This is a genomic window from Phreatobacter sp., from assembly GCF_022843985.1.
Taxonomy (GTDB): domain Bacteria; phylum Pseudomonadota; class Alphaproteobacteria; order Rhizobiales; family Phreatobacteraceae; genus Phreatobacter.
On record NZ_JALHMP010000001.1, the window covers coordinates 1 to 23,539 of the forward strand.

Here is a 23,539-nt window from a genome sequence, read left to right on the forward strand (position 1 = left end):
ACGCTCTTCCGATCTCGACTGCCAGCTCAACCGCGTCCCGGCGGGCGGAGCGACGGCAGCCACCCGCTGCGGCGGAACGCTGATCGCCTGGGTTGCCACCCGGCGCGGCTGGTCGGCCACCGCAGGCTGGCGCACCAGATCGGTCGACGGGCGCACCGGCGCCGGGATCGCGGTGGCAGCGGGCTGGGTCGCTGCGGCCATCGAATAGGTGGGAATGACGACGTTCTGCCCAGAGGCGAAGGGCTGGTTGCCGGCGATACCGTTGGCCTGGGCGATGGCGCCGGCGGGAACGCCATAGCGGCGCGACAGGACGTCGGGCGTGTCGCCCGGCGCCGCCGTGATGGTCGTGCCGCCGGTGGCCGACCAGGCGCCGCGGCCCGGCGCGGCCGAAGCCGCCGCCATTTGCCGCACGGCCGGCGTTGCCGGACTGGAAGAGCCGAAGGGCTGGCGAGGCGTGACGGTTCCCGTGGTCAGACCGGCATCGGCACCCTGGCCGAAGGGTGCCTCCCCCTGCGGGATGCCGGCCGGCGGCTGTGCGACAACGAAGTCGCTGGCGGGGAGCGGCTGCGTTTCGACCCGCGCGACGGGCGCGGCCTCGACCTGTCGGGGCGGCGCGCTGCCGGCCACCTGCCGCGACGTGAAGGGGTTCTGATCAAACCGGGCGACGTCAGCGCTGCAGGCGGCGCCGAGACCGGACACCGCGATGACGAGGACGAGCCGGGACAAACCGGGGAACGCACGAGGACGCATGGCTACTCTCACGCGGTACGCAACAAGTGACGCGCTGATTTATGCCCTGTTCAGGTTAAGGTTCGGTTTGCAACGCAGGGCATCCGCCGGAAAATCACAGCCGGCGGGCCACGCCATGGACGGCCGGGTCGACCTGGGCGACGGCAAAGGCGGTGCGGGCCACCTGCGAATCCGCCTTGCCGGTCCGGACGATAACCCCGGCGGTCAGAGGCACCACCATGACGCCGTCCGGGGCGAGCTGGGCGAGGAGATGCGGCGGCGGATCGGACGCGGCACAGGTCAGGATGATCCGGTCATAGGGGGCGCGCTGGGCGTGCCCGTTGAAGCCGTCGCCGAAGATGGTCTCGACCATGTCATAGCCGAGCGCCCGCAGGCGCAGATGGGCGGCGTCGGCGAGGGTCCGCCACCGCTCCACCGTCACGACGCTGGCCGCCATGCGGCCGAGGATCGCCGCCGCATAGCCCGAACCGGTGCCGATGTGGAGGACGCGATGGTCGGGCGCGACGTCGAGCGCGTCGAGCATGGTCGCCAGCAGCGTCGGCCGCAGGATCGACTGGCCCATGGCGATCGGCAGGGCGACATCCTCATCGGCCAGGGAAAAGTGGCGCTCGTCGAGGAATGGCACCCGCGGCACCTGTTCCATCGCCTTGAGCACGCGGCGGTCCGACAGGCCGGACTGGCGCAGCATGAGGACGAATTCCGCAGCGGCCAGGAAATGATCCGGTCCAGGCGCCGCGTTCATCGCCGCTCTCAGGTGCCGGGGGCGCGGTCGCCGGCGAAGACGGCGGCGAGGCGCGTCATCGTCGGTTCGTCGGTCATGTTGATCTCAAGCGGGGTGACCGAGACATAGCCCTCGGCCATGGCCCACAGATCGGTGCCGTTCTCGATCCGGTGACGGTTGCGGACGAAAGCGATCCAGTAATAGGGGTTGCCGCGGCCGTCATGGCGCGGGTCGATGGTCAGGATTTCCTGGTCGCGCCGCCCCTGCGCCGTCACCTGGATGCCACGCACCTGATCGGGACTGCGGTTGGGAAAGTTGACGTTGATCAGCGAGCCCGGCCGCAATCCCTCCTCGAGAATGGTGCGGATGATGCCGGGCGCATGGGCCTCGGCGGTCTCGTAGGGCACGCTATGGCGGCTCTCGGGCCCATAGGCCTGGGACAGGGCGATCGAGGGAATGCCGAGGATCGTCCCCTCCATGGCCCCGGCGATCGTCCCGGAATAGCCGACATCCTCGGCGACATTCTGGCCACGGTTGACGCCGGAAATCACCAGGTCGGGTCCCTCCCCCGCCATGATGTGCTTCACCGCCATGATGACGCAATCGGTGGGCGTGCCGCGCACGGCATAGCGCTGCTCGCCGACCTCGCGCAGGCGCAGGGGGTCGTTCAGGGACAGCGAATGCGAGACGCCGGACTGGTCGGTCTCCGGCGCCACGACCCAGACGTCGTCCGACAGGGTGCGGGCAATCCTCTCGGCGGCGAGAAGGCCGGGAGCATGGATGCCGTCGTCATTGGTGACCAGGATGCGCATCAGGCTTTCTCGATCAGGGTGAGGCCGCCCATATAGGGCTGGAGGACGGCAGGAACCGCAATCCCCCCGCCCGCCTGCTGGTAGGTTTCCATGACGGCGATCAGCGCCCGGCCGACGGCCGTGCCGGAGCCGTTCAGCGTATGGACGAATTGCGGCGCCGGCTGCCTGCTGTCGGTCGCCTTCGGCCGGTAGCGGGCATTCATCCGCCGGGCCTGGAAATCACCGCAGACCGAGCAGGAGGAGATCTCGCGGAAGGCCTTCTGGCCCGGCAGCCAGACCTCGATATCGTAGGTCTTGCGCGCCGAGAATCCCATGTCGCCGGTGCAGAGCGTCACCACCCGGTAGTGCAGGTCGAGGCGCTTCAGCACCTCCTCGGCGCAGGCGAGCATGCGCTCGTGCTCGTCGATCGCCTGTTCGGGCGCGGTGATGGAGACGAGTTCCACCTTGAGGAACTGGTGCTGGCGCAGCATGCCGCGGGTGTCGCGGCCGGCGGCGCCGGCCTCCGAGCGGAAACACGGGGTGGCTGCGGTCAGCCGCAGCGGCAGCACGTCCTCGGCAACGATCTCCTGGGCGACGATATTGGTCAGCGTCACCTCGGCGGTCGGCGTGAGCCACAATCCCTCGCGCGTGACGAACATGTCGTCCGCCGCCTTCGGCAACTGGCCGGTGCCATAGACGGCGGCGTCCTTCACCAGGACCGGCGGATTGATCTCGGTATAGCCGTGGGTGTCGGTGTGCAGGTCGAGCATGAACTGGGCGAGAGCCCGTTCCATGCGCGCCAGATGTTTCTTCAGGAGGACGAAGCGGGCGCCTGAGAGTTTCGCGGCGGTCTCGAAATCCATCTGCCCGAGGGCTTCGCCGAGTTCGAAATGCTCCTTCGCCCCGTCGATGGGCCGCGGCGCGCCGAACCGGTGGTGTTCGACATTGGCGGCCTCGTCCGGACCGACCGGCACATCCGCCAGCGGCAGGTTGGGAATGATCTCGAGGGCGGCCGTGAGATCGGCACTGGCTGCCTTTTCCGCCACCTCCGCCTCGGCCATCCGGTCCTTCAGAGCGGCGACCTCGGCCTTCAGGGCATCGGCGCGGGCCATGTCCTTCTGGCCCATGGCCTGGCCGATCTCCTTGGAGGCGGCGTTGCGGCGCTCCTGGGCGGCCTGCAGCGTCGAGACCGCCGCCTTGCGGGCATCGTCCAGGGCCAGCAGGGAGGCGGACAATGCGGCGAGTCCACGGGTGGCGAGGCCGGCGTCGAAGGCCTCCGGATTGTCCCTGATCCAGCGAATGTCGTGCATGGTCGTCCCGCAGTCTGCGCGTGGCGGATTCTCGGCCGAAACCACCGTGCAAGCGGCTTAAGCGAGCGCCATCGTCAAGGCAAGCGCGCGTCTGTGCCGTTGCGTCAGGCCTCGAAGGGAAAACGGGCGAGGATGCTGAACCGCGCGGCCCTGTCGATCTGGCGGAACAGGCAGAGGGCATCGACCGCCAGCGGCGCAGCGATGGCACGATAATGCTCTGCCAGGGCCGCCGCGACCGGCTCGCGCCGGGCGTCCTCCAGACGGCCGGTCAGCGTCATGTGGAAGCGGAAGTCGGCGAAGACGTAGGGATAGCCCCAGGCCGCGAGCTGGGCGATCTGCCGGTCCGACAGCGGCGAGCGCATGCGTCGCGCCCGGTCGGCCTCGGTGAGCGGGGCCCGGAAGACATCGAACGCGCGCACGCAATCGGCAGCGAGTGCGTCGAGCGGATCGCAATCGCCGTCGGGGACGAGAGCGACAAAGGCCCCGAGCAGCGCGACCTTCAGCTGCGGGACCGTGAAGGCCTGCCGCCTTTCGGCGAACAGCATGGCGGCCTCGATGAGATCGGCCTCGCCGGCGCCGTCAGCGAGAGCGAAGGGCGCCTTCAGCGTGCCGTGGAACCCATAGCGGCGCGGATCCTCGGTCATCGCCGGCCAGTCGGGCGCATCGCAGGGCGCGCCGGCGGGAAAGGGCCGGTCGGCGGCCGCGGCGGCGTCATAGCCGATGACGGAGGAGCCGAACCGCCAGAGCGGCGTCTCGGGCGCCGGCGCGGCGTAAAGGGCATAACGGGCGGTCATGGGCCGGTGTTAGCGGGCGAAGGCGACCGGCTCAAGACCCTTGGCCGCGCCGGCGTCGCTGCAATCGGACGATCCCGCGAGCGAATGCTTTGCGGCGGCGGCGGCGCAGACTATATAGCGCGCTCAGACGAGAAACCCCGCGCGATGCTCAACAGCCTCGATATCGACAAGCCCCCCGCCGCGACCCGCGTCGTCGTCGCCATGTCCGGCGGCGTCGATTCGTCGGTTGTCGCCGGGCTGATGGCCGAACAGGGCTACGATGTCGTCGGCGTGACGCTGCAGCTCTACGACCATGGCGCGGCGATCCACCGCAAGGGCGCCTGCTGCGCCGGCCAGGACATCCACGACGCCCGGCGCGTCGCCGAAAGCCTCGGCATCCCCCATTACGTCCTCGATTACGAGGAGCGGTTCAGGAAGGCGGTGATCGACCGCTTCGCCCAGTCCTATGCCGATGGCGAGACGCCGATCCCCTGCATCGACTGCAACCGCCATGTGAAATTCACCGATCTCCTCGAAACGGCGCGCGATCTCGGCGCCGACGCCCTGGCGACGGGCCATTATGTGTCGAGCCGTCCCGGCGTCCATGGCCGGCGGGCGCTCTACCAGCCGGTCGATGCCGACCGCGACCAGAGCTATTTCCTCTTCGCCACGACACCGGCCCAGCTCGATCTGCTGCGCTTCCCGCTCGGCACCATGACCAAGCCCGAAACCCGGGAGCACGCGCGTCGCTTCGGCCTCGCCATCGCCGACAAGGCCGACAGCCAGGACATCTGCTTCGTCCCCACCGGGCGCTACACGTCGATCGTCGAGAAGCTGAAGCCCGAGGCGGCGGAAGCCGGTGATATCGTCCATGTCGACGGACGGGTTCTCGGCCGCCACGAGGGCGTCATGCGCTTCACAGTCGGCCAGCGGCGCGGCATCGGCATCGCCGCGCAGGAGCCGCTCTATGTGGTCGGCCTTGATGCCGGGCGACGGCACGTCATCGTCGGCCCGCGCGAGGCCCTGGCCATCCATGCGGTGACCCTGCGCGACTTCAACTGGCTCGGCGACGCAGCGCTGGCCGAGGGCGAGACGCTCGCCTGTTTCGCCAAGGTGCGGTCGACGCGGCCGCCACGGCCGGCGCGGCTGCGCCTGGTCGACGGCGAGGTCGAGATCGTCCTTCTCGACGGCGAGGATGGCGTCGCCCCCGGCCAGGCCTGCGTGCTCTATGACGGCGCCGACGGCATGGCACGGGTGCTCGGCGGCGGGTTCATCCGCCGACGCCAGGCGCCGGACCTGAGGCGTACCGAGACCACGCTTCAGGCCATGATCTGACCGGAGTTTCCATGCCAGCCGCCGAGCTCGACGCCCAGTCCATCCAGAAGGCCTATGCGCGCTGGGCGCCGATCTATGATCCGATCTTCGGCAGGATCACGACCACCGGCCGCAAGGCCGCGGTGGCGGCGGCCTCGCGCGTCGGCGGGCGTATCCTGGAGGTCGGCGTGGGCACCGGCATCGCCCTGCCCGACTACGGCGCCAACTGCCGTGTCATCGGACTGGACCTGTCCTTCGACATGCTGCGCATCGCCCGCAAGCGCGTCGACGAGGGGCTGACCAATGTCGAGGGCATCCTGCAGATGGATGCCGGACGGCTGGCCTTCGGCGATGCCAGCTTCGACTGCGTCGTGGCGATGTACCTGATCACCGTGGTGCCGGACCCGGAAGGCGTGATGGCCGAGCTGAACCGCGTCTGCAAGCCCGGCGGCGAGGTCATCCTCGTCAACCATTTCGCCGCCGAGGGCGGGCTGCGGGCCTGGATCGAGAAGGCCGCCGCGCCCTTCGGCGACAAGCTGGGCTGGCACCCCGACTTCTCCTTCGACCGCGTCATGGGCGAGAAGGACCTGACCCTGGTCGAGAAGAAGCCGGCCGGTTTCGGCGGGCTGTTCACGCAGGTGCGTTTCAAGAAGGCCGCCGCAGCGACCGTCTAGCGCCGCGGCTGCGGCTGGCGGCGCTGCAGCCAGAGGAGATAGGCGAGCACGTCCTGCTTCTCGTTCTCGAACAACCGGAAGGTTGTCATGGGGAAGTGGTCCTCGTGCAGCAGCCGGTTGAAGTAGGCCGCGTCCCGGCCCGGCCGCCTCACGATCGCCTCATAGGACGCCGCCATGCCCGGGCGCGGGGGCTGGCCGGCTCTCAGATGGCAAAGACGACACCATTCATCGACAACCCGCTTTCCGCGTCCCGGCGCGTCCGTGGCGCCTGCCGGCATGATCGCCAGGAGCAGCACCGCGGCTGCCACCATCTTCGTTGTCATGGGTTGTCCCCGTGCCGCATGGGGCGATGATGCCCGCTTTCGGCCGGCCCCCCATTGAGGCGTCTCAATTTCGCGGGACCGGCATCCCGCCTTGTCGGTCACCGCATCAATCGACGTCTCGGGAGCGCTTGACACCCCTTCGGCCCGGACCTTATATCCGCGCTCTCGCGGGCCGGTGCTCCGGTTCGCATGCCCTTTGGGGCGGGGTAGCTCAGTTGGTGAGAGCGCAGGATTCATAACCCTGAGGTCGGCAGTTCGACTCTGCCTCCCGCTACCAAACGGCCATGAGGCCTGACGTCCGTCCAACGGCGGGCCGCGCCCGACAAACCTTCATCAGTTCCGTGGCCCGGCCATGAGTGGCAGCTGAGCCCTCCAGGCAGGTCCCTTCAGGCGACGACTGCGGCCGTCCCGCCGGGGGTCGCTGCGGCGCGGCATGCCAGCCTCGCGGACGGGCTCCGTTTTGGCACAGGCCATCCTTGCCAGTTCGTTAAGGCCCCGTAGCGGCCGCTCCGAAATGACGTGATTGCCATGGCCGAGATAGACAAAAGGCGGCGAAAACAGCCGGATCGCGTCATTTACCCCACGGCGTCGTTCTTGCTGCAGGGCAACCGAGACCGTCGTGATGTCCCTCGGGGAAACAGCGCCCGGCAGGCCCCGCAACGGGCAGCCCGGCGCAACCCTCCCGCAAGGGCAAGCGCGGTTAACGCTATCGGTAATCAAACGTTGATTGCCTCGTTCAAATGCAACACACCGGTCCCGGGAACGGGGATCGGCTCCAAGGAGCGATCCGATATGAACATTCAGATTCGAGAGATCATCGCACGCGCAGTGGAACTGCCGGGTGGTGTCGGTGACCTGGTCGACACCAGCGATCTCTACGAGGCCGGAATGACCTCGTTCGGATCGGTCCAGCTCATGCTGGCGCTCGAGGAAGCCTTCGACGTCGAGTTTCCCGAGCGGATGCTGAACCGCCGGCTCTTCTCCTCCATCGCCACGATCCGCGCTGCTCTCGAAGAGCTGCGTTCCGAGAGCGTCGGGGGCTGATCATGCTCGACAGGTCGGAACCCCGGAGCGTGCCGCAAGGCACTGATTTCGCCGCCCGCAGCAAGCGCGTTGCGCAGGTGGCCGCGTCCCATGCGGATGGGGTGGACCGTGAGGGCCGCTTCCCCCACGAGGCCGTGGCGGCCATGCGCGAGGCGCGCCTGCTCGGCATGATGATTCCGACCCATCTCGGTGGCGAAGGCGCCGATTTCGCCGATGTCGCGAGGGTCTGCACCACGATCGGAGCCGCCTGCTCGGCGTCGGGCATGATCTTCGCGATGCACCAGATCAAGACGTCGAGCCTCGTCCATCACGGGCTGGACAGCGACTGGCACCGTGCCTTCATGGTCAGGCTTGCCGGAGATCAGCTGCTCCTCGCCTCGGCGACGACGGAAGGCGGCATCGGCGGCGACCTGCGCAACTCGATCTGCTCCATCGTGCCCGAGGGCGACATGGTGCGGCTGGAGAAGGACGCGACCGTCATTTCCTACGGGCTGGATGCCGACGCGATCCTGGCGACCGCCCGCCGCGCACCGGATGCCGCCTCCTCCGACCAGGTCATGGTCGTGATCGAGAAGGCGCAGGCGAGCCTCGAACAGACCTCGGTCTGGGACACGCTCGGCATGCGCGGCACCACCTCGCACGGCTTCAAGCTGGCGGCCACCGTGCCGGCCGCGCAGGTCTTCCCGAAACCCTTCGCGGAGATCGCCGCCCAGTCCATGCTGGCGAGCTCGCATCTGTTCTGGGCGTCGCTGTGGTTCGGCATTGCCGGCTCGGCCCTGTCCAAGGCGCAGGCGAGCGTGCGCGCCGCTGCCCGCCGCATGCCGAACGCCGTCCCGCCGGGCGCCGCCCGTCTCGCTGCCGCCGCCGCTGAACTCGCGGCGCTGAAGACCATCGTCCGCGACGGCATCAGCCGCTTCGAGGTGGCGCGCCACGACGAGGCGGCGATCAATTCCATGGCCTTCGCCGTGGCCATGAATGCGGTGAAGATCGAGGCCTCGCGCCGCGCCGTCGCCATCGTCCAGGAGGCGCTGACCATCGTCGGCATCCAGGGCTACAAGAACGACAATCCCTTCTCAATCGGCCGCCAGCTGCGCGACATCCTGTCGGCGCCGCTGATGATCGCCAATGACCGAATCCTCGCCAACACCGCGACCATGCTCCTCATGTCGCGTCTCGACACCGATCTGGAGGACTGAGACATGCTCGCCAAGACCGAGACCGCGACCTTCCTCGACGAACTCTTCGACCAGGGCCTGCTCATCGAAACCGGCGTCGACGGCCTCTATGGCCGCTCCGGCCTGTTCGAGGCCATCGGCGACGGGTTCCAGAACCTCGTCACCCGCTATGGCGGTGCCGACGATCCCGAGGTGGTGCGTTTCCCGCCCGCCATGTCGCGCCAGGTCTTCGAGAAGTCCGGCTACATGAAGAGCTTCCCCCAGCTCGCCGGCACGGTGCACTGCTTCTGCGGCAACCCGGCCGACCATGTCAGCCTGCTGCAGACGATCGAGCAGGGCGGCGACTGGACCGACGGGCAGAAGGCGAGCGAGATCGTGCTGACGCCCGCCGCTTGCTACCCGCTCTACCCGACGGCGGCGAAGCGCGGCACCCTGCCGGCCGAGGGTCGCCTGTTCGACCTGATGTCCTACTGCTTCCGCCACGAGCCCTCGAAGGACCCGGCGCGCCAGCAGTTCTTCCGGATGCGCGAATTCGTCCGCATGGGCACGCCGGATCAGGTCACCGAGTTCCGCGCCGCCTGGCTGGAACGCGGCCAGGCGATGATCGGCGAACTCGGCCTGCCCTTCATGGTCGACGTCGCCAACGATCCGTTCTTCGGCCGGGCAGGCAAGATGCTGGCCGTCAACCAGCGCGACCAGCGCCTGAAATTCGAGCTCCTCATCGCCATTGAAAGCGAGGAGAAGCCGACGGCCTGCCTGTCGTTCAACTATCACCAGGATCATTTCGGCAAGACCTTCGGCCTGACGACGGCGGGCGACGAGGTCGCGCATACGGCCTGCGTCGGCTTCGGTCATGAGCGGGTCATCCTCGCCCTGTTGAAGCATTACGGCACCAACGTGAAGCGCTGGCCAGCCTCGGTGCGCCAGTCGCTGGGGCTTTGAACCATGGCGGCGATCTTTCCCCAGCTCTCGGCGGCGACCTACCGGCGCCACGGCCTGCATGATGCCGGCCGGGCCTGGCCGGAAACCAACTGCCATACCGATCTCTTCATCGAGCTCCTGCACACGCTCGGCCGCGAGCCCGCGGCGGCCCTCGGCATGACCCTCGCGCAGGATTTCGAGGGCGACCAGTTCACCTTCTTCAAGATCCCCAACGGCGATCTCGACGCCCTGTTCGGGCTCGACCTGCAGGAGCTGTCGATCTACCGGCCGCTGGTCGACCATCTTGAGGAGCAGGTCGCCCGCGGCCGTATCGTCCTCATCGAGGTCGACGCGCATTTCCTGCCCGACACCCAGGGCGTGACCTACCGCACCGACCATTCCAAGACGACGATCGCGGTGAACCGCTTCGATCGCGCGGCATCCAGCCTCGGCTATTTCCACAATGCCGGCTATTTCGAGATGGAAGGCGCCGACGTCGCGCATCTCCTCGGCTTCGGCGCCGTGCCGGCGCCACTCCTGCCCCCCTATGCGGAATTCGTGAAGGTGGTCGGCCCGGGCCTTTCGGGTCGGGCCCTGAAGGAGGCCGCCCTCGCCCGCCTTGCGGCGCATTGGGCCCGCCGGCCGGCGGGCAACCCGGTGCGCGCCTACCGGGCGGCGCTGCAGCGCCATCTCGACTGGCTGGCGACGCAGCCGCCCTGCTCCTTCCACCCCTATGCCTTCAACACCGCCCGCCAGTTCGGCGCCAATGTCGCTTTGCTGGGCGACCACCTCGCCTGGCTCCGTGGCCAGGGCGTCACCGGCCTCGACGGTGCGGTTGCGACATGCGACGCCATGGCGAACGGCATGAAGACCTTCCAGTTCCTGCTTGCCCGCGCCCTGGCGCGCAAGAAGACCGAAGCCCTCGCCGCGGCGCTGGACGAGACCGCAGCGCTCTACGACCGGCTCATGGCGGAACTGGCCGAGGCCCTGCGCTTTCCCATGGCCGAAACCCGGACGCTCGTCCGGGCCGCCTCCTGAGGCTCAGATGGATCCGACCTGCAGCGACATGGACGACGACGTCGTCCCGCTCGATGCGGGCTGGATGCTGGCTATCATGGCGCCGGGGACAAAGGTCTCGCCGGCCGAGGCCGAGTCCAGCGGCGACTGGATCGAGGCCGCTGTGCCCGGAACGGCGGAAGCGGCGCTGATCGCCGCCGGCCGCCTCGTGCCCGGCACGTCCTCGGGCCTGCATGACCGCGACGTCTGGTATCGCTGCAGCTTCACCACCGCGGGGCCGGCGACGGTCGGCTTCGAAGGCCTCGCCGGACCGGCCGACATCTTCCTCGACGATGCGCTGGTGCTGGAAGTCCGCTCGATGTTCGCGGCGCATTCCTGCGCCATCGCCGCGGCCGGCCATCATCGGCTCGCCATCCGCTTTCATGCCCTCAACCAGGTGCTCGCCAGTGCCAAGGGTCCGCGGCAACGCTGGCGGCCACAGATGATCCAGCCCGGGGCGCTGCGGCTGGTGCGCACCACGCCGCTCGGCCATATGCCGGGCTGGTCGCCCGCAGTCGCCATCGTCGGCCCCTGGCAACCGGTGACGCTGCGCCATGGCGTCGGCCGGGGTCCGGTCGACGTCAGGCTCGCGGCGCGCCTCGATGGCAGCGCGGGTGTGCTCGATGTCGCCCTGCGCCTCGGGGGGCCCGCGGCCTCGCGGGTTGATATCCTCTGCGCCGGCCATGCCCAGAGGCTGGAGCCGGGCGAAGACGGCCTTCATTCAGGACGGCTGGTGCTGCCGGGGATCGCTCCCTGGTGGCCTCACACCCACGGAGAACCGGCCCTTCACCCCGTCCAGCTTCGCATCGGCGAGCGGCTGTTCCAATGCGGGTCCGTCGGCTTTCGGAGCCTCGCCCTCGACCGGGGTCCTGACGGCAAGGATTTTGCGCTCGTCGTCAATGGTGAGCGCATCTTCTGCCGCGGCGCCTGCTGGATGCCGCCGGATCCGGTCTCGCCGGGTGGCGGCGATCCGGTCCCCCTGCTGACACTGGCACGCGATGCCGGCATGAACATGATCCGCCTCTCGGGGACGGCGACGCCGGAGAGCCGCGCCTTTCACGCGGCCTGCGACCGGCTTGGCATCCTCGTCTGGCACGACCTGCCCTTCGCCAATTTCGACTATCCGGGCGACGATCCCGCCTTCCGGACCGCCGTCGCGGCTGAAACCCGCTCGCTGCTCGGCCGGCTGCAGGGCTCGCCCTCGCTCGCCGTCGTCTGCGGCGGCAGCGAGATCGCCCAGCAGGCGGCGATGCTCGGCCTCAGGCCCGAGCAGGCCACCATGCCGCTGTTCGAGGAGGTGCTGGCGGCGGTCTCGGCCGCGGTGGCCCCACAGGCGATCTACCTGCCGCACACACCCTGGGGCGGCCCCCTGCCCTTCGTCACCGATGAAGGCGTCACCCATTATTTCGGCGTCGGGGCCTATTGCCGGCCGATCGAGGACGCGCGGCGCGCCGATGTGCGCTTCGCCTCGGAATGCCTCGCCTTCGCCAATATCCCGGCCCCGGCGACGCTCGCGCGAGAGGGTCTCGCCTCCCCGCAGGCGGCCGGATGGCAGGATGGCGTGCCCCGCGACGCCGGCGCATCCTGGGATTTCGAGGGGGTGCGCGACCATTATGTCCGCACCCTGTTCGCCGTCGATCCCGTGGCGCTGCGACACGAAGATCCGGACCGCTATCTCGCCCTCGGCCGGGCCGCACCCGCCGAGCTGATGGAAGCCGTCTTCGCCGAATGGCGCCGCGCCGGTTCCCGCTGCGGCGGCGGCCTCGTCTGGTTTCTCAACGACATGAAGCCGGGCAGCGGATGGGGCGTGATCGACCGGCTCGGGCAGCCGAAGACGACCTGGCATGCATTGCAGCGCGCCTTCCGGCCGATCCATCTCGGCCTCACCGACGAGGGGCTCAACGGACTCGCAATCCACCTCGGCAACGAGACGCCGACGGCAAGGCGCGTGCGGCTGACGCTGGCGACCTATGGCGAGGGTGCCCATCCGCTTATGCGCGGCGAGACCACCATGGACCTCGCGCCGCGCTCGCAGATGAGCCTGTCCAGTTTCGCACTGGCCGGGCGGTTCTTCGACACGGCCCATGCCTATCGCTTCGGGCCTCTCGCCCACGATGCGACCCTTGCCCGCCTCATCGACGCCGAGACCGGGACGCTCCTGGCGGAGGCCTGCCACTGTATCGTGGGCCGAGCCGCCACACCCGGAGACATCGGTCTTGCGGTGCAGCCGGTGATCCTGGACGGCCGCCCGGCCCTCTCCATCACGACCGGCCGCCTGGCTCGCTTCGTCACCATCGACCATGCAGGGTTTCGTGCCGCTGACGAGGGTTTCAGCCTGGCACCGGGCGAAGCACGCGTGGTCGCGCTCCTTGGCGGACATGGTGACGCCCTCCCCCATGGCACCGTCTCGGCGCTGAACAGTCACCCCGTGCCCTACGAGTTCGCATCATGATCCCGGTTACGTTCAACGGACTGCTGGGCAAGCTCCATCTGCCGCCCCAAGGCAGGTCCTCGGGCCTCGGCGTCGTCATCGTGCCGCCGCACGGGGTCGAGGCCCTGGCGGCGACCAAGACGCTGCGGCGAATGGCAGAGGGCCTGGCCGCGGCTGGCCATGCCGCCTTGCGCTTCGATCTCCCGGGTACGGCCGATTCCCTCGGCGTCGATACGGATCCCGATCGCGTCGCCGCCTGGGTCGCCGCGACAGGCGACGCGGCGGCCGTCCTGGCGCGTCATGCGGGAGTTGGTGGGGTCGTCTATGCCGGCCTGCGCTTCGGTGCCACCATCGCCGCGATGGCGGCAGCGGATCGCTCCGACCTTGCCGGGCTGATTCTGCTCGATCCCGTCGTGAAGGGCCGACTCTATGCGCGCGAGCTCGCCATGACGGCCCGTGCTCTCGCCGAGGGAGCGCGGCTCGACCCGGACGCGACTGCCACGGAAGCCGGCCTGTCGATCGCCGGGCTGACCACCTCGGCCGAAACCCTGGAGGCGATGCGTGGCATCGACCTGCAGCGACTGACGGTCCCGGGAGCGCCCGTCCTTCTTCTGTCGCGCAAGGGGGCGGCCGATGCGCGCCAACTCGCCGGCGCCTGGGCAACCGGCATGGTCACGGCGGCCGAGGTCAAGGGTTTCGAGGCGATTTCCCTCAGCCCCACCATGGCCGCCACCCCCACGCAGATCCTTGCCGATACGGTGGCTTGGATGAACGGGCTTTCCGGCAAGGACACTGTCCTTCCCGTCCGCCCCCCTCCGGCCGTGCTGGCCGGACCGTACTTCCGCGAGGAGGGACTGGTCTTTGGCGAGGCGCAGCGCCTGTTCGGTGTGCTCTGTGAGCCCGCAACGGCGGCGCCCGGCCGCCCGGTTCTGTTGATCGTCAATGCCGGCCGCAATTCCCATGTCGGCTGGGCAAGGTCCGGCGTCCAGCTGGCGCGCGAACTGGCTGACCAGGGCATCGCCTCTCTGCGCATGGACCTCGCCGGCATCGGCGATGCCGGCGACCGGCCCGGCAGCCCGGACAGCCTCGACAGCGTCCTCTACAACAAGGCCAACGAGGCACAGGTCCGCGATGCGGTCGATCTGCTCGCCGGTCGCGGCTATGGCGACGTGACCCTCCTCGGCGCCTGCAGCGGCGCCTATCTGGCGCTGCACCAGGCGACGCGCGACGAACGGATCGGCGGGCTCATCATCGTCAACATCCAGCGTTTCGTCTGGCGACCCGGCGAGAGCGTCGAGGAAGCGATCGCCTCTGCCTATCCGCTGGCGGCCAGCTATGCCGCGAAGGTCTTCGAAGCACGCGCCTGGCGGCGCCTGCTGACCGGCGAGCGCCAGATCGGGCCGCTGATCCGGGCCTTCAGCAAGCGCGCCACCGACCGTCTGAGGGCGCTGCGCCCGAGCGAGGAGACGCGGCAGGCGCGGGCGATCATGCGCCGGCTCAGCGAGAGACGTATCCCGGTGGACATCATCTTCAGCGAGAACGATGCGGGGCTTGGCGACCTCGCGCTGCATTTCGGCTCCGGCGGGCGGTGGCTTGCCGGCCAGGATAATATCCAGCTGACGATCCTCCCGCAGGCCGACCACGACCTGACGCCGCCTGCGGCGAGGGACATCCTGATCGCCCATGCCGCCGCCACCGCCAAGCGAGGTCGGATCGCGTCCTGACCGGCCTCTCCCCGCGGGGACGTGGCACGGCATCTGCGATGGACCTGCCAAGGGCCCGACCGGCGTCCCCAAACGGGACAAGGCCGGGTACGCGAACCCAAAGGTTCCCGCCATGACTCTGAAACAGCTGGACTTTTCGGCAGATGTCGTCGCCCGTCGCGGCCGAGGCGGCTATGCCTGGATGCGGCTCGCGCTGAAGCTGTCCACGGCGGCGGTCGACTGGCTGATGATCGCGCTGACGAGCTATGTGACGTCTCTGCTCTACAGCCGTATCGCCAGCGGCGAGTGGTGGACCACACCCTCACAGGCGACGCTCGCCATGCTTGTCGCCAGCACCTTCGTCATGCTCAGCGCGGTGCGGAGCCAGTACCAGATCGGGAATTACATCGGCGCGCGACGTGCCTTCGGCACCACCCTGACGCTGTGGGCGGCCACCTTTGTCAGCCTGATCGCCTTCGCCTTCGCCACCAAGACGACCGATGCGTTCTCCCGCGTGGCGGTGATCCTGACCTTCGTGGTCGGCCTGCCGGTGGTTTTCGTCACCCGCGAACTGACGGGACGGCTGTTGACGCTCGGCTCCAAGTTCGGCGTCATTCCAGCCCGGCGGGTCATGCTGGTCGGCCACGAGGATGATGTCACGGATTTCGCCCGGCGCTACCAGCCATGGAATGCAGGCATGCATATCGCCGGCACTGGCCTGCTCTCTCCGGGCGACGGTCCGGTCGGCCGCGATGACATCGCCCGCATCGCCGGGCAGGCGCGCGAGATGCAACTCGACGACGTGCTGATCATCGTACCCTGGTCCCAGACCGAAACCATCGACAGGCTGGTGGACGGGTTCATGCGCATCCCCGTCACCATCCATCTGGGACCGGAGCGGATCTTCGACCGGTTTCAGGACGTTCACATCGCCAAATCCGGCGGCATTGCCAGCCTGCAGCTCGGCCGTCCGCCGCTGACCGCCGGCGAGGTGATGGCCAAGCGCGCCCTCGATGTGGTGCTCGGCTCCTTCGCGCTGTTCCTGCTGACGCCAGTCCTCATCCTCATCGCCATCGCCATCAAGCTCGACAGTCCGGGGCCGGTCCTGTTCATGCAGCGGCGGCTTGGCTTCAACCAGCAGGCGTTCCAGATCGTCAAGTTCCGCACAATGACCGTCATGGACGATGGCGACGTGGTCCGCCAGGCGACGCGCAACGACCAGCGGATCACCCGGGTCGGCCGTGTCCTCAGGCGCCTGAATCTCGACGAGCTGCCGCAGCTTCTCAATGTGCTGGCGGGCCAGATGTCGCTGGTCGGACCACGTCCGCATGCCATCGCCCATGACCGGGAGTTCGACCAGCGGATCGCTCTCTATGCGCGGCGCCACAACGTCAAACCGGGCATTACCGGCTGGGCGCAGGTCCATGGGCTCCGCGGCGAGACCGACACCGACGAGAAGATGAAGGCGCGGGTCGAGCACGACCTCTTCTACATCGACAACTGGTCGATCCTGCTTGATGTCGAAATCCTGTTCCGAACGGTCTTCTCCCGCAAGGCCTACGACAACGCCTTCTGACGAAGGCGCCGCCTGCCCCGGCCGCGCGCCGGCACGACAAGGCTGCGGCTCGCCCAGGGCGCCGCGGCCTTTTCTGCTTCAGCGGGGGATTGTCGCGGCTGGCGTGCCGGTCAGGCCGCCATGACCTGGTCGACGGCCGCCAGCGCATCGCGCCAGGACGCAGCGACGTCGAGGCGGGCGCCATGGCGCGGCAGGGCCGTCGCCTCCTCGACCGCTGCCGCGACCGCGTCCACTGTCGCATGCAGTGGTACCAGCCGGAGCTGGCCGCCGGCGAGCAGACGCTGGTAGGTGGGGTGGTGGTCAAAGGCGCCCGGTCGTTCCGGCGCATTGACGACCACGGGACGGCCAGACATGGCACAGGCGAGCACGCTGCCGCGCCGGCTGGTCAGGCCCTCGGCGAAGAGATAGGCGAAGACGTCGACCTCGGCGAAGAGCGCGAAGAGATCGGCATCGCTCGCGACATAGCCGGTGACAAGGACGCGGTCGGCGATCCCGAGGCTGTCCGCCCGTGCCCTGAACTCGTCCTCGACCCGGTCCTGGCCCTTGACGAAAGAGCCGATGAAGACCGCGAACGGGTCCTCGCCGCGCTGCTTCAGCGCCGCCGTCAGGTCGAGGATCTGCGTCGACTGCTTGCGCGGATAGATGGAGCCGAAGTGGCCGAGTACGAGCTGTCCGCCGCGACGCGCCTCGGCGAGGCGGCGGGCCGTCGCGTTCATCGGCAGGGTGTCCGGAGCAACCACGTTGGGCGGGATCGGAACGATGCCGCGCCGGCGCGGCGCGAGGCGCGACAACGGATCTGCGGCCAGCTGGTCGGCGACCTCGGGCGAGGAGACCAGGACGGCGGTGGCGAATGGCAGCAGCGGCGCGTAGCTGGCGCGGCGTTTCCAGTCGAGATCGGCCCATTCGTGCAGGATGACAAGCACGGGCCGGCCCTGCGCCCTGGCTTTGGCGGCGGCGAGGACCGGATCGGCAAGCCGGCGTTTCCAGGCGACCACCGGAAGGTTGATCACCAGGACGCCGTCGCCGCGCCCATGGCCGAGCTGGCGCAACGCGGCCCGGTCACCGGCGGTCGCGGCCAGCCTGCGGGCGAAGGCCTCCACGCCGCAGGGTGTCTCGGTGTCGGAGACGAGAATGTCGAGCCGGGCCTGTCCGCGGTCAGTCAGCGACATGAGGGCGCCTCGCCAGAAAATGCAGTCCGAAGACCGCGAACAGGAAAGTGATCCAGATCGGGTCGAAACGGACGAAAAGGAAGCTCTCCAGCACGGACAAATAAATCCCGAACAGCCAGATCTGCATCAGCATCAGCAGGAGCGCCGGATCGGCGCCTCTGGCGCGGGCGGCGAGAAAGTTTCGCAGCGGCCAGACCACGAAGACCGCCACGACCAGCACGAGACCGGGGATGCCCATGTTGAGCGCCGCATCGATATAGCCGTTATGGGCATGGGCCGCGAGACCGCCCCACTGGGTGCTATCCTCCTGGCCGAAGCGCGTCGATTCCAGCGCCCAATAGGCGGAATAGCCGAAGCCGGTCAGCGGCCGTTCGCGGATCCGGTCGAGGGCGAGTTCCCACACGTCGGCGCGGCCGGTGAAGGTGGCATCGACCGGCAGCATGCGGACGATGCCGGCGATCGCGTCGCTGACGACGGTGCCGGGCCCGAGGATCAGAAGAACTGCCAGCGGGGTGAAGGCGACGACGCCGGCCCGCCAACCGCTCCGGATGCGGCAGACCGCCAACGAGACCAGCAGGCTGACCACCAGGAGCATGGTCGAGCTCTTGGCCCCCGACATCAGCACGATGAGCAAGCAGAGCACGAGGAGCACGGATCCGCCCGGCACAAGGCCGGTGCGGATCGCGAAGATCATCATGAAGATGGTCATCGCGAAGATCGCGCCCGCCGTGTTCTTGTGCGCGAAGACGCCGCGCCAGTCGCCGGCGAGCTGGGGTTCGTTGATGTCGGAAAGCTGGTGGACGGCATATTCGGGAAAGAGCGCGATGCCGACCAGCGAGAGTGCGACGAGAACGCCCACCGCGACCATCAGCAGTCCCGCGAGATCGCGCCGGCCCTTCGGCATCAGGAAGAGCGATGCGGTCAGCGCGGCGATCAGGCCGAACAGGATGAAGCGTCGCAGCGACAGCGAAAAATCCGCCGAGGTGAGAACCGTGAAGGACAGCCAGGCCGCGAGCGCGATCCACAGCGGATGGATCAGCGTCGCCACGGCCCTGGGCTGCGTCAGGATCGCGATGACGGCGGCGATGCCTGCGAGGATTCCATAGGCCGCATAGGCGGTGCCCTCCTGGCCGAAGGCGAATTCCAGCGAGGCGTTGTTGCCGAGGTCCGCATAGGGCTCCAGCGTCACCCAGGCGAGCAGGAACGCACCGACGAAGACAAGCACCCGCGCCCAGCGCATCAGCTGGGCCAGATCGTCCGACGGCAGGCTGCGTGCCGAACCGGTGTCCGCGGCAGTGGTCATGAGGCGTTTCCTGCCCTGTAGGGCTGCTGCTCGACGCCGGCCCAGGCGGCGATGCGGCCGGCCGAGACGGCGAGCGGATGGGCGGCGACGACGGGGTTGCCGGTGCGGATGAGCGTCCCGACCGAACGCAGCACTGCGAGCGGCACGATCGCCATGTCCTTGGCGATGATCCTGAGACGTCCGGAGAGGCCTGGCGCATGTTTCAGGTCGACGGCCCGGTTGATGGAGCCGATCCGCATGCCCCGCCGCAGCACCCAGGCGATGCGCGCCCGATCGGCCGGCACGGTTTCGGTGATCAGTGCCTCCTGGACCCAGAAGGCGCGCAGCCCGGCCCGGCGGCAGCGGGTGAAGAAATCCATGTCGCCGCCGCCGAGAAAATTGAAGCGGGGATCGAGCGGCCGGTGCCCCAGCCGGTCGAAGACCCGCCGACGCATCAGGCAATTGCCGGTGCCATAGATCATCGGAACCGGACCCGAACGGTTATGGCTCGGCCAGAAGACCGGATGGCGGGCGAGCAGGCGCGGCGCGTCCTCGCGGAAGCGCGGCACGACGGGGCCGCCGACGACGTCGGCATCTTGTCCCTCGGCAGCGGCGACCATGGCGTCCAGCCAGCCGGGAGACGCGACCTCGTCGTCATCAATCATCAGGATGTGGTCAGCCCGCGGGAAGGCCGCCATGGCGCGGGCGAAGCCGGCATTGATCGCGTGGACATTGCCCTGCGCGGTCTCGACGAAAGCCAGGCCCTGGAGGCCGCACTCGGCCAGCCATTTGCGCGCCACGGCGAGCCCGGCACGGCCGGCCGCGTCGTTCTCCACGACCACCACCGCGAAGGGAACCGCGGTGCGCTGGGCAGCGAGCGAGGCAAGCGTCTCGGCCAGCATGGCGGGGCGCCGGAAGGTCGGGACGACGACGACGGCCAGCACCGTCTCGGCGATCAGCCCCGGACTCTGGAACAGTTCCGCCCCGGCGGACGTCTCGCTGCGGGACAGTTCCATGGGCACAGTCTCAACCTGGTTCACGATCAAGGCCTCACGCGGGTGCGGACAGGGATGGCTGCCCTCCCGCAGCAAACCGCTTGCCGCCGGAGGCCCGCCTGCACGCAGCCCTTTGCCAGACTGTGGTGCGGCTCTTGCCAGTCTGCGCCCGTTGAGCCGGTCCAGGGGCGACTCTGTCCGGAAACAGGCCAGTTCGCAGGAGGTGGGCGTGATCGAGGACAGCCGCAAGGTGGCGACGAATCCCGCGTCGGGGCAACAACGCCCCCAAGACAGCCAAGATGCGTCCACCGGATCTGACGACGTCGGCGCTGGCGGCCTGCTCCCGCGCCTCAACCATATGGCCGGTCGGCGCGTGCCGTTCCGCACGGCGACCCTCGGCCTCGACCAGCCGGTTCTGTCCGTCACCTTCGACGACTTCCCGCAATCGGCCTTCGATCCCGGTGCACGTATTCTCGACGACCACGGGGTCCGCGGCACCTTCTACGCCGCGTCCGGCCTGTTCGGGCAAACGAACAGCCGCTGGACGGTCGCCGGGGCGGACAAGGTCGCCGCTCTCCACGCGCGCGGCCATGAGATCGGGCTGCATGGCCACGCCCACAAGCCTGCCAACAGGATGCGGACCGCGGCCTTCGCTGCCGATCTCGCCGCCAACCGGGCAGCCTTGCGGCGCATTGTTCCAGGTCTGACGCGCGAGAACTACGCGTTTCCATACGGTCTTTGTGGCCTGATGCAGAAGAGACACCTGGCCGCGACGGTCAGAACCTGCCGCTCGGTCCAGCCGGGGGTCAATGCCGGACGCATGGACCTTGACTTCATCAAGGCCGTCGAGGTCAGCGTCCGCGGGCTCACAGCCGACAATCTGGAGAGCTGGCTGGACGCCGCCGAGGCCGCCAAAGGCTGGCTTGTCCTCTTTACCCACGACGTCTGCGACGCGCCCAGTCCCTATGGCACGACCCAAAAGGTGCTTGCCCGCGTCGTCGCCCGGGCCCTCGAGCGGCGCTTTGCCGTCCTGCCCGTCGATGCGGCGCTGGACCGGGCCGGTATCGCCTGAATCGATACAGCCCCCGGTGGTCCCGTCCTTGCGGAGCAACAGCACGAACGCAGTCCCGTGTTCCATTCCGGGACGCCTCACCCGCCGAGGCGATCCCGGACAGGCCCCAGAAAGGACCCGACCGTGTATGACGATGGTCGCCCCGAACGCCGCGATCCGCCGATTCAGGCGCCTGCAGCAGGCGCTCCGCTGTCCTCAACCGGTCTGGTCGCCGCCATTCTTCCGCACTGGCTCTCGATCCTGCTTCTCGCATTGGTCGGCACCGGGATCGGCTATGCCACCTCGCGCATGATGACGCCGCGCTTCATGGCGACCGCGCAGATCTTCGTTGATCCCCGCGGAATCCAGGTCTTCGACAACGAACTGACGCCGCGCCAGCAGGATTCCAACGCGGCGATCAACTTCGTCGAGAGCCAGGCGCGGATCGTCACGTCGCAAAGCGTGCTGTCGCGCGTCATCGACAGCGAGCGGCTGACCGACGACCCCGAGTTCAACGGCCAGGGTGGCGCATCCTGGGCCGTCAGCCTGCTCCGCTCGTTCGGCCTGCGCCAGGCCAGCGAGGAAAGCCTGCAGAACCGCGAGCGGCATGCGCTCAACGCCCTCTACGACCGTGTTGTCGTGCGGCGTCCCGAGCGGACCTTCGTCATCGAGGTGACGGTGCGCGCGGCCGATGGCGAAAAGGCCGCCCGGCTCGCCAATGCGGTGTCCCATGCCTATATCGACAGCCAGACAGCCGCCCGTGCGGATGCGGCACGCCGTGCCACCCAGTCCCTGACCAACCGTCTCGACGAATTGCGCAGCCGCGTCCGGACCGCCGAGGAGCGGGCGGAGGATTTCCGCCGCCGCAACGGCCTCGTCGGCACGCGCACGCAGCTCGTCAGCGAGCAGCAGCTGACGGATGCCAACAGCCAGCTCGCCCAGGCGCAGGCACGGGTGGCCGAAGCCCAGGCGCGCAGCGAGCAGATCCAGACGTCGCTGCGAACCGCCAGCCAGGCCGGCGCCCTGCCGGAGGCCGTGATGTCCCCGACGATCGCCGCCCTGCGCGGTCAGCAGGCCGAGGCGCGCCGCCGCCTCGCCGACGCCCAGACGGAGTTCGGCCCGCGCCACCCCACCGTTCGCAACGCCCAGGCCCAGGTGAGCGATCTCGACCGCGCCATCGCCGACGAACTCGGCCGTATTGCCCAGGCCGCCCGCGCCGATCTCGACCGTTCCCGCGCTGCGGAGCTGACCCAGCGCCGGACTGTCGAGCAGTTGACCTCGCTCGCCTCGGAAGCCGGACAGGCCTTCGTCCAGTTGCGCGAGCTGCAGCGCGAGGTCGACGTCAACCGCAACCTGCTCAACGCCTTCCTGGCGCGGTCCCGTGAGACCAGCGAGCTGGAGCGGCTCGACACCAGCAATGCGCGGATCATCACCGTGGCCCAGCCGCCGCGGGACCGTGTCTTCCCGCCGCGTGGCGTGGTCATGGCCTTTGCCGGCTTCGTGGTCGGCGCCGGCCTCGGCGTCGGCCTCGCGCTCCTGCTGGTCCTCCTCAAGGGGGGCAGCGGCCAGCCGGCATCGGTCACGGTCGCCCGCCAGTTCACCGCGCGCCGTCCCCTCGCCCGCCTGGTGCATTGAGATGAGCCAGTCCTTCGACACCGCCTTCGCCGCCATCCCGACCGTCACGGTCGGCGATGTCCCCATCGCCGTCCTCGACCGGGCGACAACCGCCGACTGGATGATCCGCGCAGCCCGCGAACGCCGCCGCGGGCGGCGGCCGCTTTACCTGACCTCGGCCAATGGCGAAGTGCTCGCCCGTGTCGCAGCGGAGCCGGACCTCGCGGCGCTGGTGCGCGCGGCCGACCAGATCGTCGCCGACGGCCAGCCGCTGGTGGTGGCCTCCCGCCTGCGCTGCCACACACCGCTGCCGGAGCGAGTGGCGACCACCGATCTTTTCCACGATGTCGCCCGACGCGCGGAGGAGACCGGCGTCAGCTTCTATCTCTTCGGCGCCACGTCCGAGGAGAATGCCAGGGCCGTCGCCAATGTCCGTCGCGCCTATCCGCGGCTGAGGATTGCCGGCCACTGCCACGGCTTCCTCGCCGGCGCGGCGCTTCAGGCGAAGATCGCCGAGATCGATGCCCTCGCGCCCGACATCCTGTGGCTCGCCATGGGCGTTCCCCATGAACAGCGTTTCGTGGCGACCCATGCCGACCGGCTGACCCGCGTCGGGATGATCAAGACCTCCGGCGGCCTGTTCAATTTCCTCTCCGGCACCAATCGCCGGGCGCCGGCCTGGATGCAGCGGGCCTCGCTCGAATGGGCCTACCGGATCTGGCTGGAACCGCGGCGCCTTTTCTGGCGCTATGCGGTCACCAATCCGAAGGCGATCTACCTGATGGCCCGGCGCTCGGCCTGACACCCATGACCTCATCCGGTTCGACTGGTTCCCCTGACGTCTCGCCTGCCCTTGCCGCCCGCGC

General features: G+C 68.9%; 21 protein-coding genes and 1 tRNA gene. 13 read left to right on the forward strand and 9 right to left on the reverse strand.

Annotated features, from left to right (window positions below; genetic code table 11):
• The 5 genes from Q0C57_RS00005 to Q0C57_RS00025 form a co-directional block, all read right to left on the reverse strand.
• On the reverse strand, window positions 1-750 hold a 750-nt coding region (locus Q0C57_RS00005), incomplete at its 3' end, for a LysM peptidoglycan-binding domain-containing protein (protein ID WP_366937786.1).
• A gap of 94 nt (window positions 751-844) precedes the next feature.
• Window positions 845-1,492, reverse strand: a complete 648-nt coding sequence (locus Q0C57_RS00010; protein WP_296570305.1) for a protein-L-isoaspartate O-methyltransferase — start codon at window positions 1,490-1,492, stop codon at window positions 845-847.
• Between the two features lie 8 nt (window positions 1,493-1,500).
• Window positions 1,501-2,283: a 5'/3'-nucleotidase SurE gene (gene surE / locus Q0C57_RS00015; RefSeq protein ID WP_296570308.1), complete on the reverse strand. Its 783-nt coding sequence runs from the start codon at window positions 2,281-2,283 to the stop codon at window positions 1,501-1,503.
• Complete coding sequence (serS, locus tag Q0C57_RS00020) at window positions 2,283-3,572, reverse strand: serine--tRNA ligase (RefSeq protein WP_296570311.1); 1,290 nt, start codon at window positions 3,570-3,572, stop codon at window positions 2,283-2,285. Before serS ends, surE begins: the two co-directional genes overlap by 1 nt.
• Window positions 3,573-3,676: 104 nt before the next feature.
• Window positions 3,677-4,366: a DUF1045 domain-containing protein gene (locus Q0C57_RS00025; RefSeq protein ID WP_296570314.1), complete on the reverse strand. Its 690-nt coding sequence runs from the start codon at window positions 4,364-4,366 to the stop codon at window positions 3,677-3,679.
• 144 nt (window positions 4,367-4,510) lie between these two features.
• On the opposite strand from Q0C57_RS00025, the gene mnmA reads away from it, so the two are divergent.
• Window positions 4,511-5,680: a tRNA 2-thiouridine(34) synthase MnmA gene (mnmA, locus tag Q0C57_RS00030; RefSeq protein WP_366937787.1), complete on the forward strand. Its 1,170-nt coding sequence runs from the start codon at window positions 4,511-4,513 to the stop codon at window positions 5,678-5,680.
• A gap of 11 nt (window positions 5,681-5,691) precedes the next feature.
• Window positions 5,692-6,333 carry a class I SAM-dependent methyltransferase gene (locus tag Q0C57_RS00035; RefSeq protein WP_296570317.1) on the forward strand — a complete coding sequence of 214 codons (642 nt, stop codon included), beginning with the start codon at window positions 5,692-5,694 and terminating at the stop codon, window positions 6,331-6,333.
• On the opposite strand, the gene Q0C57_RS00040 is transcribed toward Q0C57_RS00035, so the two are convergent.
• Window positions 6,330-6,656 carry a hypothetical protein gene (locus Q0C57_RS00040; protein WP_296570321.1) on the reverse strand — a complete coding sequence of 109 codons (327 nt, stop codon included), beginning with the start codon at window positions 6,654-6,656 and terminating at the stop codon, window positions 6,330-6,332. The genes Q0C57_RS00035 and Q0C57_RS00040 overlap by 4 nt on opposite strands.
• A 200-nt stretch (window positions 6,657-6,856) precedes the next feature.
• Here Q0C57_RS00040 and Q0C57_RS00045 point away from each other — a divergent pair.
• The 8 genes from Q0C57_RS00045 (at window position 6,857) to Q0C57_RS00080 (ending at window position 16,562) form a co-directional block, all read left to right on the forward strand.
• A tRNA-Met gene (locus Q0C57_RS00045) sits at window positions 6,857-6,933 on the forward strand.
• 515 nt (window positions 6,934-7,448) lie between these two features.
• Window positions 7,449-7,700, forward strand: a complete 252-nt coding sequence (locus Q0C57_RS00050; RefSeq protein WP_296570324.1) for an acyl carrier protein — start codon at window positions 7,449-7,451, stop codon at window positions 7,698-7,700.
• A gap of 29 nt (window positions 7,701-7,729) precedes the next feature.
• Entirely contained in the window at window positions 7,730-8,896 is a 1,167-nt protein-coding gene (locus Q0C57_RS00055) for an acyl-CoA dehydrogenase family protein (RefSeq protein WP_296570326.1), read from the forward strand.
• A 3-nt stretch (window positions 8,897-8,899) separates the two neighbouring features.
• Window positions 8,900-9,817: an amino acid--[acyl-carrier-protein] ligase gene (locus tag Q0C57_RS00060; RefSeq protein WP_296570328.1), complete on the forward strand. Its 918-nt coding sequence runs from the start codon at window positions 8,900-8,902 to the stop codon at window positions 9,815-9,817.
• A 3-nt stretch (window positions 9,818-9,820) separates the two neighbouring features.
• Window positions 9,821-10,834, forward strand: coding sequence for a DUF1839 family protein (locus Q0C57_RS00065; protein ID WP_296570330.1), 1,014 nt, complete (start codon window positions 9,821-9,823; stop codon window positions 10,832-10,834).
• A 7-nt stretch (window positions 10,835-10,841) separates the two neighbouring features.
• Complete coding sequence (locus Q0C57_RS00070) at window positions 10,842-13,304, forward strand: glycoside hydrolase family 2 protein (RefSeq protein ID WP_296570331.1); 2,463 nt, start codon at window positions 10,842-10,844, stop codon at window positions 13,302-13,304.
• A complete protein-coding gene (locus tag Q0C57_RS00075) occupies window positions 13,301-15,007 on the forward strand; it encodes an alpha/beta hydrolase (protein ID WP_296570334.1) in 1,707 nt (568 codons plus the stop codon). The genes Q0C57_RS00070 and Q0C57_RS00075 overlap by 4 nt, the downstream gene beginning before the upstream one ends.
• Window positions 15,008-15,119: 112 nt before the next feature.
• Entirely contained in the window at window positions 15,120-16,562 is a 1,443-nt protein-coding gene (locus Q0C57_RS00080) for an undecaprenyl-phosphate glucose phosphotransferase (RefSeq protein WP_296570337.1), read from the forward strand.
• A gap of 110 nt (window positions 16,563-16,672) precedes the next feature.
• Here Q0C57_RS00080 and Q0C57_RS00085 read toward each other — a convergent pair whose 3' ends face one another.
• From Q0C57_RS00085 to Q0C57_RS00095, 3 genes are read right to left on the reverse strand one after another with little or no spacing between them, the layout of a single operon-like run.
• Complete coding sequence (locus Q0C57_RS00085) at window positions 16,673-17,731, reverse strand: glycosyltransferase (RefSeq protein WP_296570339.1); 1,059 nt, start codon at window positions 17,729-17,731, stop codon at window positions 16,673-16,675.
• Complete coding sequence (locus Q0C57_RS00090) at window positions 17,718-19,034, reverse strand: O-antigen ligase (RefSeq protein ID WP_296570342.1); 1,317 nt, start codon at window positions 19,032-19,034, stop codon at window positions 17,718-17,720. The genes Q0C57_RS00085 and Q0C57_RS00090 overlap by 14 nt, the downstream gene beginning before the upstream one ends.
• Window positions 19,031-20,029, reverse strand: a complete 999-nt coding sequence (locus Q0C57_RS00095) for a glycosyltransferase (protein ID WP_296570345.1) — start codon at window positions 20,027-20,029, stop codon at window positions 19,031-19,033. Before Q0C57_RS00095 ends, Q0C57_RS00090 begins: the two co-directional genes overlap by 4 nt.
• Window positions 20,030-20,237: 208 nt before the next feature.
• Between Q0C57_RS00095 and Q0C57_RS00100 the strand changes: the two genes are divergently transcribed.
• From Q0C57_RS00100 to Q0C57_RS00110, 3 genes are all read left to right on the forward strand, one after another.
• Window positions 20,238-21,080, forward strand: a complete 843-nt coding sequence (locus Q0C57_RS00100) for a polysaccharide deacetylase family protein (RefSeq protein WP_296570348.1) — start codon at window positions 20,238-20,240, stop codon at window positions 21,078-21,080.
• Window positions 21,081-21,203: 123 nt separating this feature from the next.
• Window positions 21,204-22,694: a GumC family protein gene (locus Q0C57_RS00105; RefSeq protein WP_296570352.1), complete on the forward strand. Its 1,491-nt coding sequence runs from the start codon at window positions 21,204-21,206 to the stop codon at window positions 22,692-22,694.
• A 1-nt stretch (window position 22,695) separates the two neighbouring features.
• A complete protein-coding gene (locus tag Q0C57_RS00110; protein ID WP_296570355.1) occupies window positions 22,696-23,475 on the forward strand; it encodes a WecB/TagA/CpsF family glycosyltransferase in 780 nt (259 codons plus the stop codon).
• Window positions 23,476-23,539: the final 64 nt, after the last annotated feature.

What these genes read in the sequence shown, in the direction of transcription:
- Q0C57_RS00010 (WP_296570305.1), bottom strand. Translation starts at nt 1,492, where the DNA reads ATGAACGCGGCGCCTGGACCGGATCATTTCCTGGCCGCTGCGGAATTC.
- surE (WP_296570308.1), bottom strand. Translation starts at nt 2,283, where the DNA reads ATGCGCATCCTGGTCACCAATGACGACGGCATCCATGCTCCCGGCCTT.
- serS (WP_296570311.1), bottom strand. Translation starts at nt 3,572, where the DNA reads ATGCACGACATTCGCTGGATCAGGGACAATCCGGAGGCCTTCGACGCC.
- Q0C57_RS00025 (WP_296570314.1), bottom strand. Translation starts at nt 4,366, where the DNA reads ATGACCGCCCGTTATGCCCTTTACGCCGCGCCGGCGCCCGAGACGCCG.
- mnmA (WP_366937787.1), top strand. Translation starts at nt 4,511, where the DNA reads ATGCTCAACAGCCTCGATATCGACAAGCCCCCCGCCGCGACCCGCGTC.
- Q0C57_RS00035 (WP_296570317.1), top strand. Translation starts at nt 5,692, where the DNA reads ATGCCAGCCGCCGAGCTCGACGCCCAGTCCATCCAGAAGGCCTATGCG.
- Q0C57_RS00040 (WP_296570321.1), bottom strand. Translation starts at nt 6,656, where the DNA reads ATGACAACGAAGATGGTGGCAGCCGCGGTGCTGCTCCTGGCGATCATG.
- Q0C57_RS00050 (WP_296570324.1), top strand. Translation starts at nt 7,449, where the DNA reads ATGAACATTCAGATTCGAGAGATCATCGCACGCGCAGTGGAACTGCCG.
- Q0C57_RS00060 (WP_296570328.1), top strand. Translation starts at nt 8,900, where the DNA reads ATGCTCGCCAAGACCGAGACCGCGACCTTCCTCGACGAACTCTTCGAC.
- Q0C57_RS00065 (WP_296570330.1), top strand. Translation starts at nt 9,821, where the DNA reads ATGGCGGCGATCTTTCCCCAGCTCTCGGCGGCGACCTACCGGCGCCAC.
- Q0C57_RS00070 (WP_296570331.1), top strand. Translation starts at nt 10,842, where the DNA reads ATGGATCCGACCTGCAGCGACATGGACGACGACGTCGTCCCGCTCGAT.
- Q0C57_RS00075 (WP_296570334.1), top strand. Translation starts at nt 13,301, where the DNA reads ATGATCCCGGTTACGTTCAACGGACTGCTGGGCAAGCTCCATCTGCCG.
- Q0C57_RS00080 (WP_296570337.1), top strand. Translation starts at nt 15,120, where the DNA reads ATGACTCTGAAACAGCTGGACTTTTCGGCAGATGTCGTCGCCCGTCGC.
- Q0C57_RS00085 (WP_296570339.1), bottom strand. Translation starts at nt 17,731, where the DNA reads ATGTCGCTGACTGACCGCGGACAGGCCCGGCTCGACATTCTCGTCTCC.
- Q0C57_RS00090 (WP_296570342.1), bottom strand. Translation starts at nt 19,034, where the DNA reads ATGACCACTGCCGCGGACACCGGTTCGGCACGCAGCCTGCCGTCGGAC.
- Q0C57_RS00095 (WP_296570345.1), bottom strand. Translation starts at nt 20,029, where the DNA reads ATGGAACTGTCCCGCAGCGAGACGTCCGCCGGGGCGGAACTGTTCCAG.
- Q0C57_RS00110 (WP_296570355.1), top strand. Translation starts at nt 22,696, where the DNA reads ATGAGCCAGTCCTTCGACACCGCCTTCGCCGCCATCCCGACCGTCACG.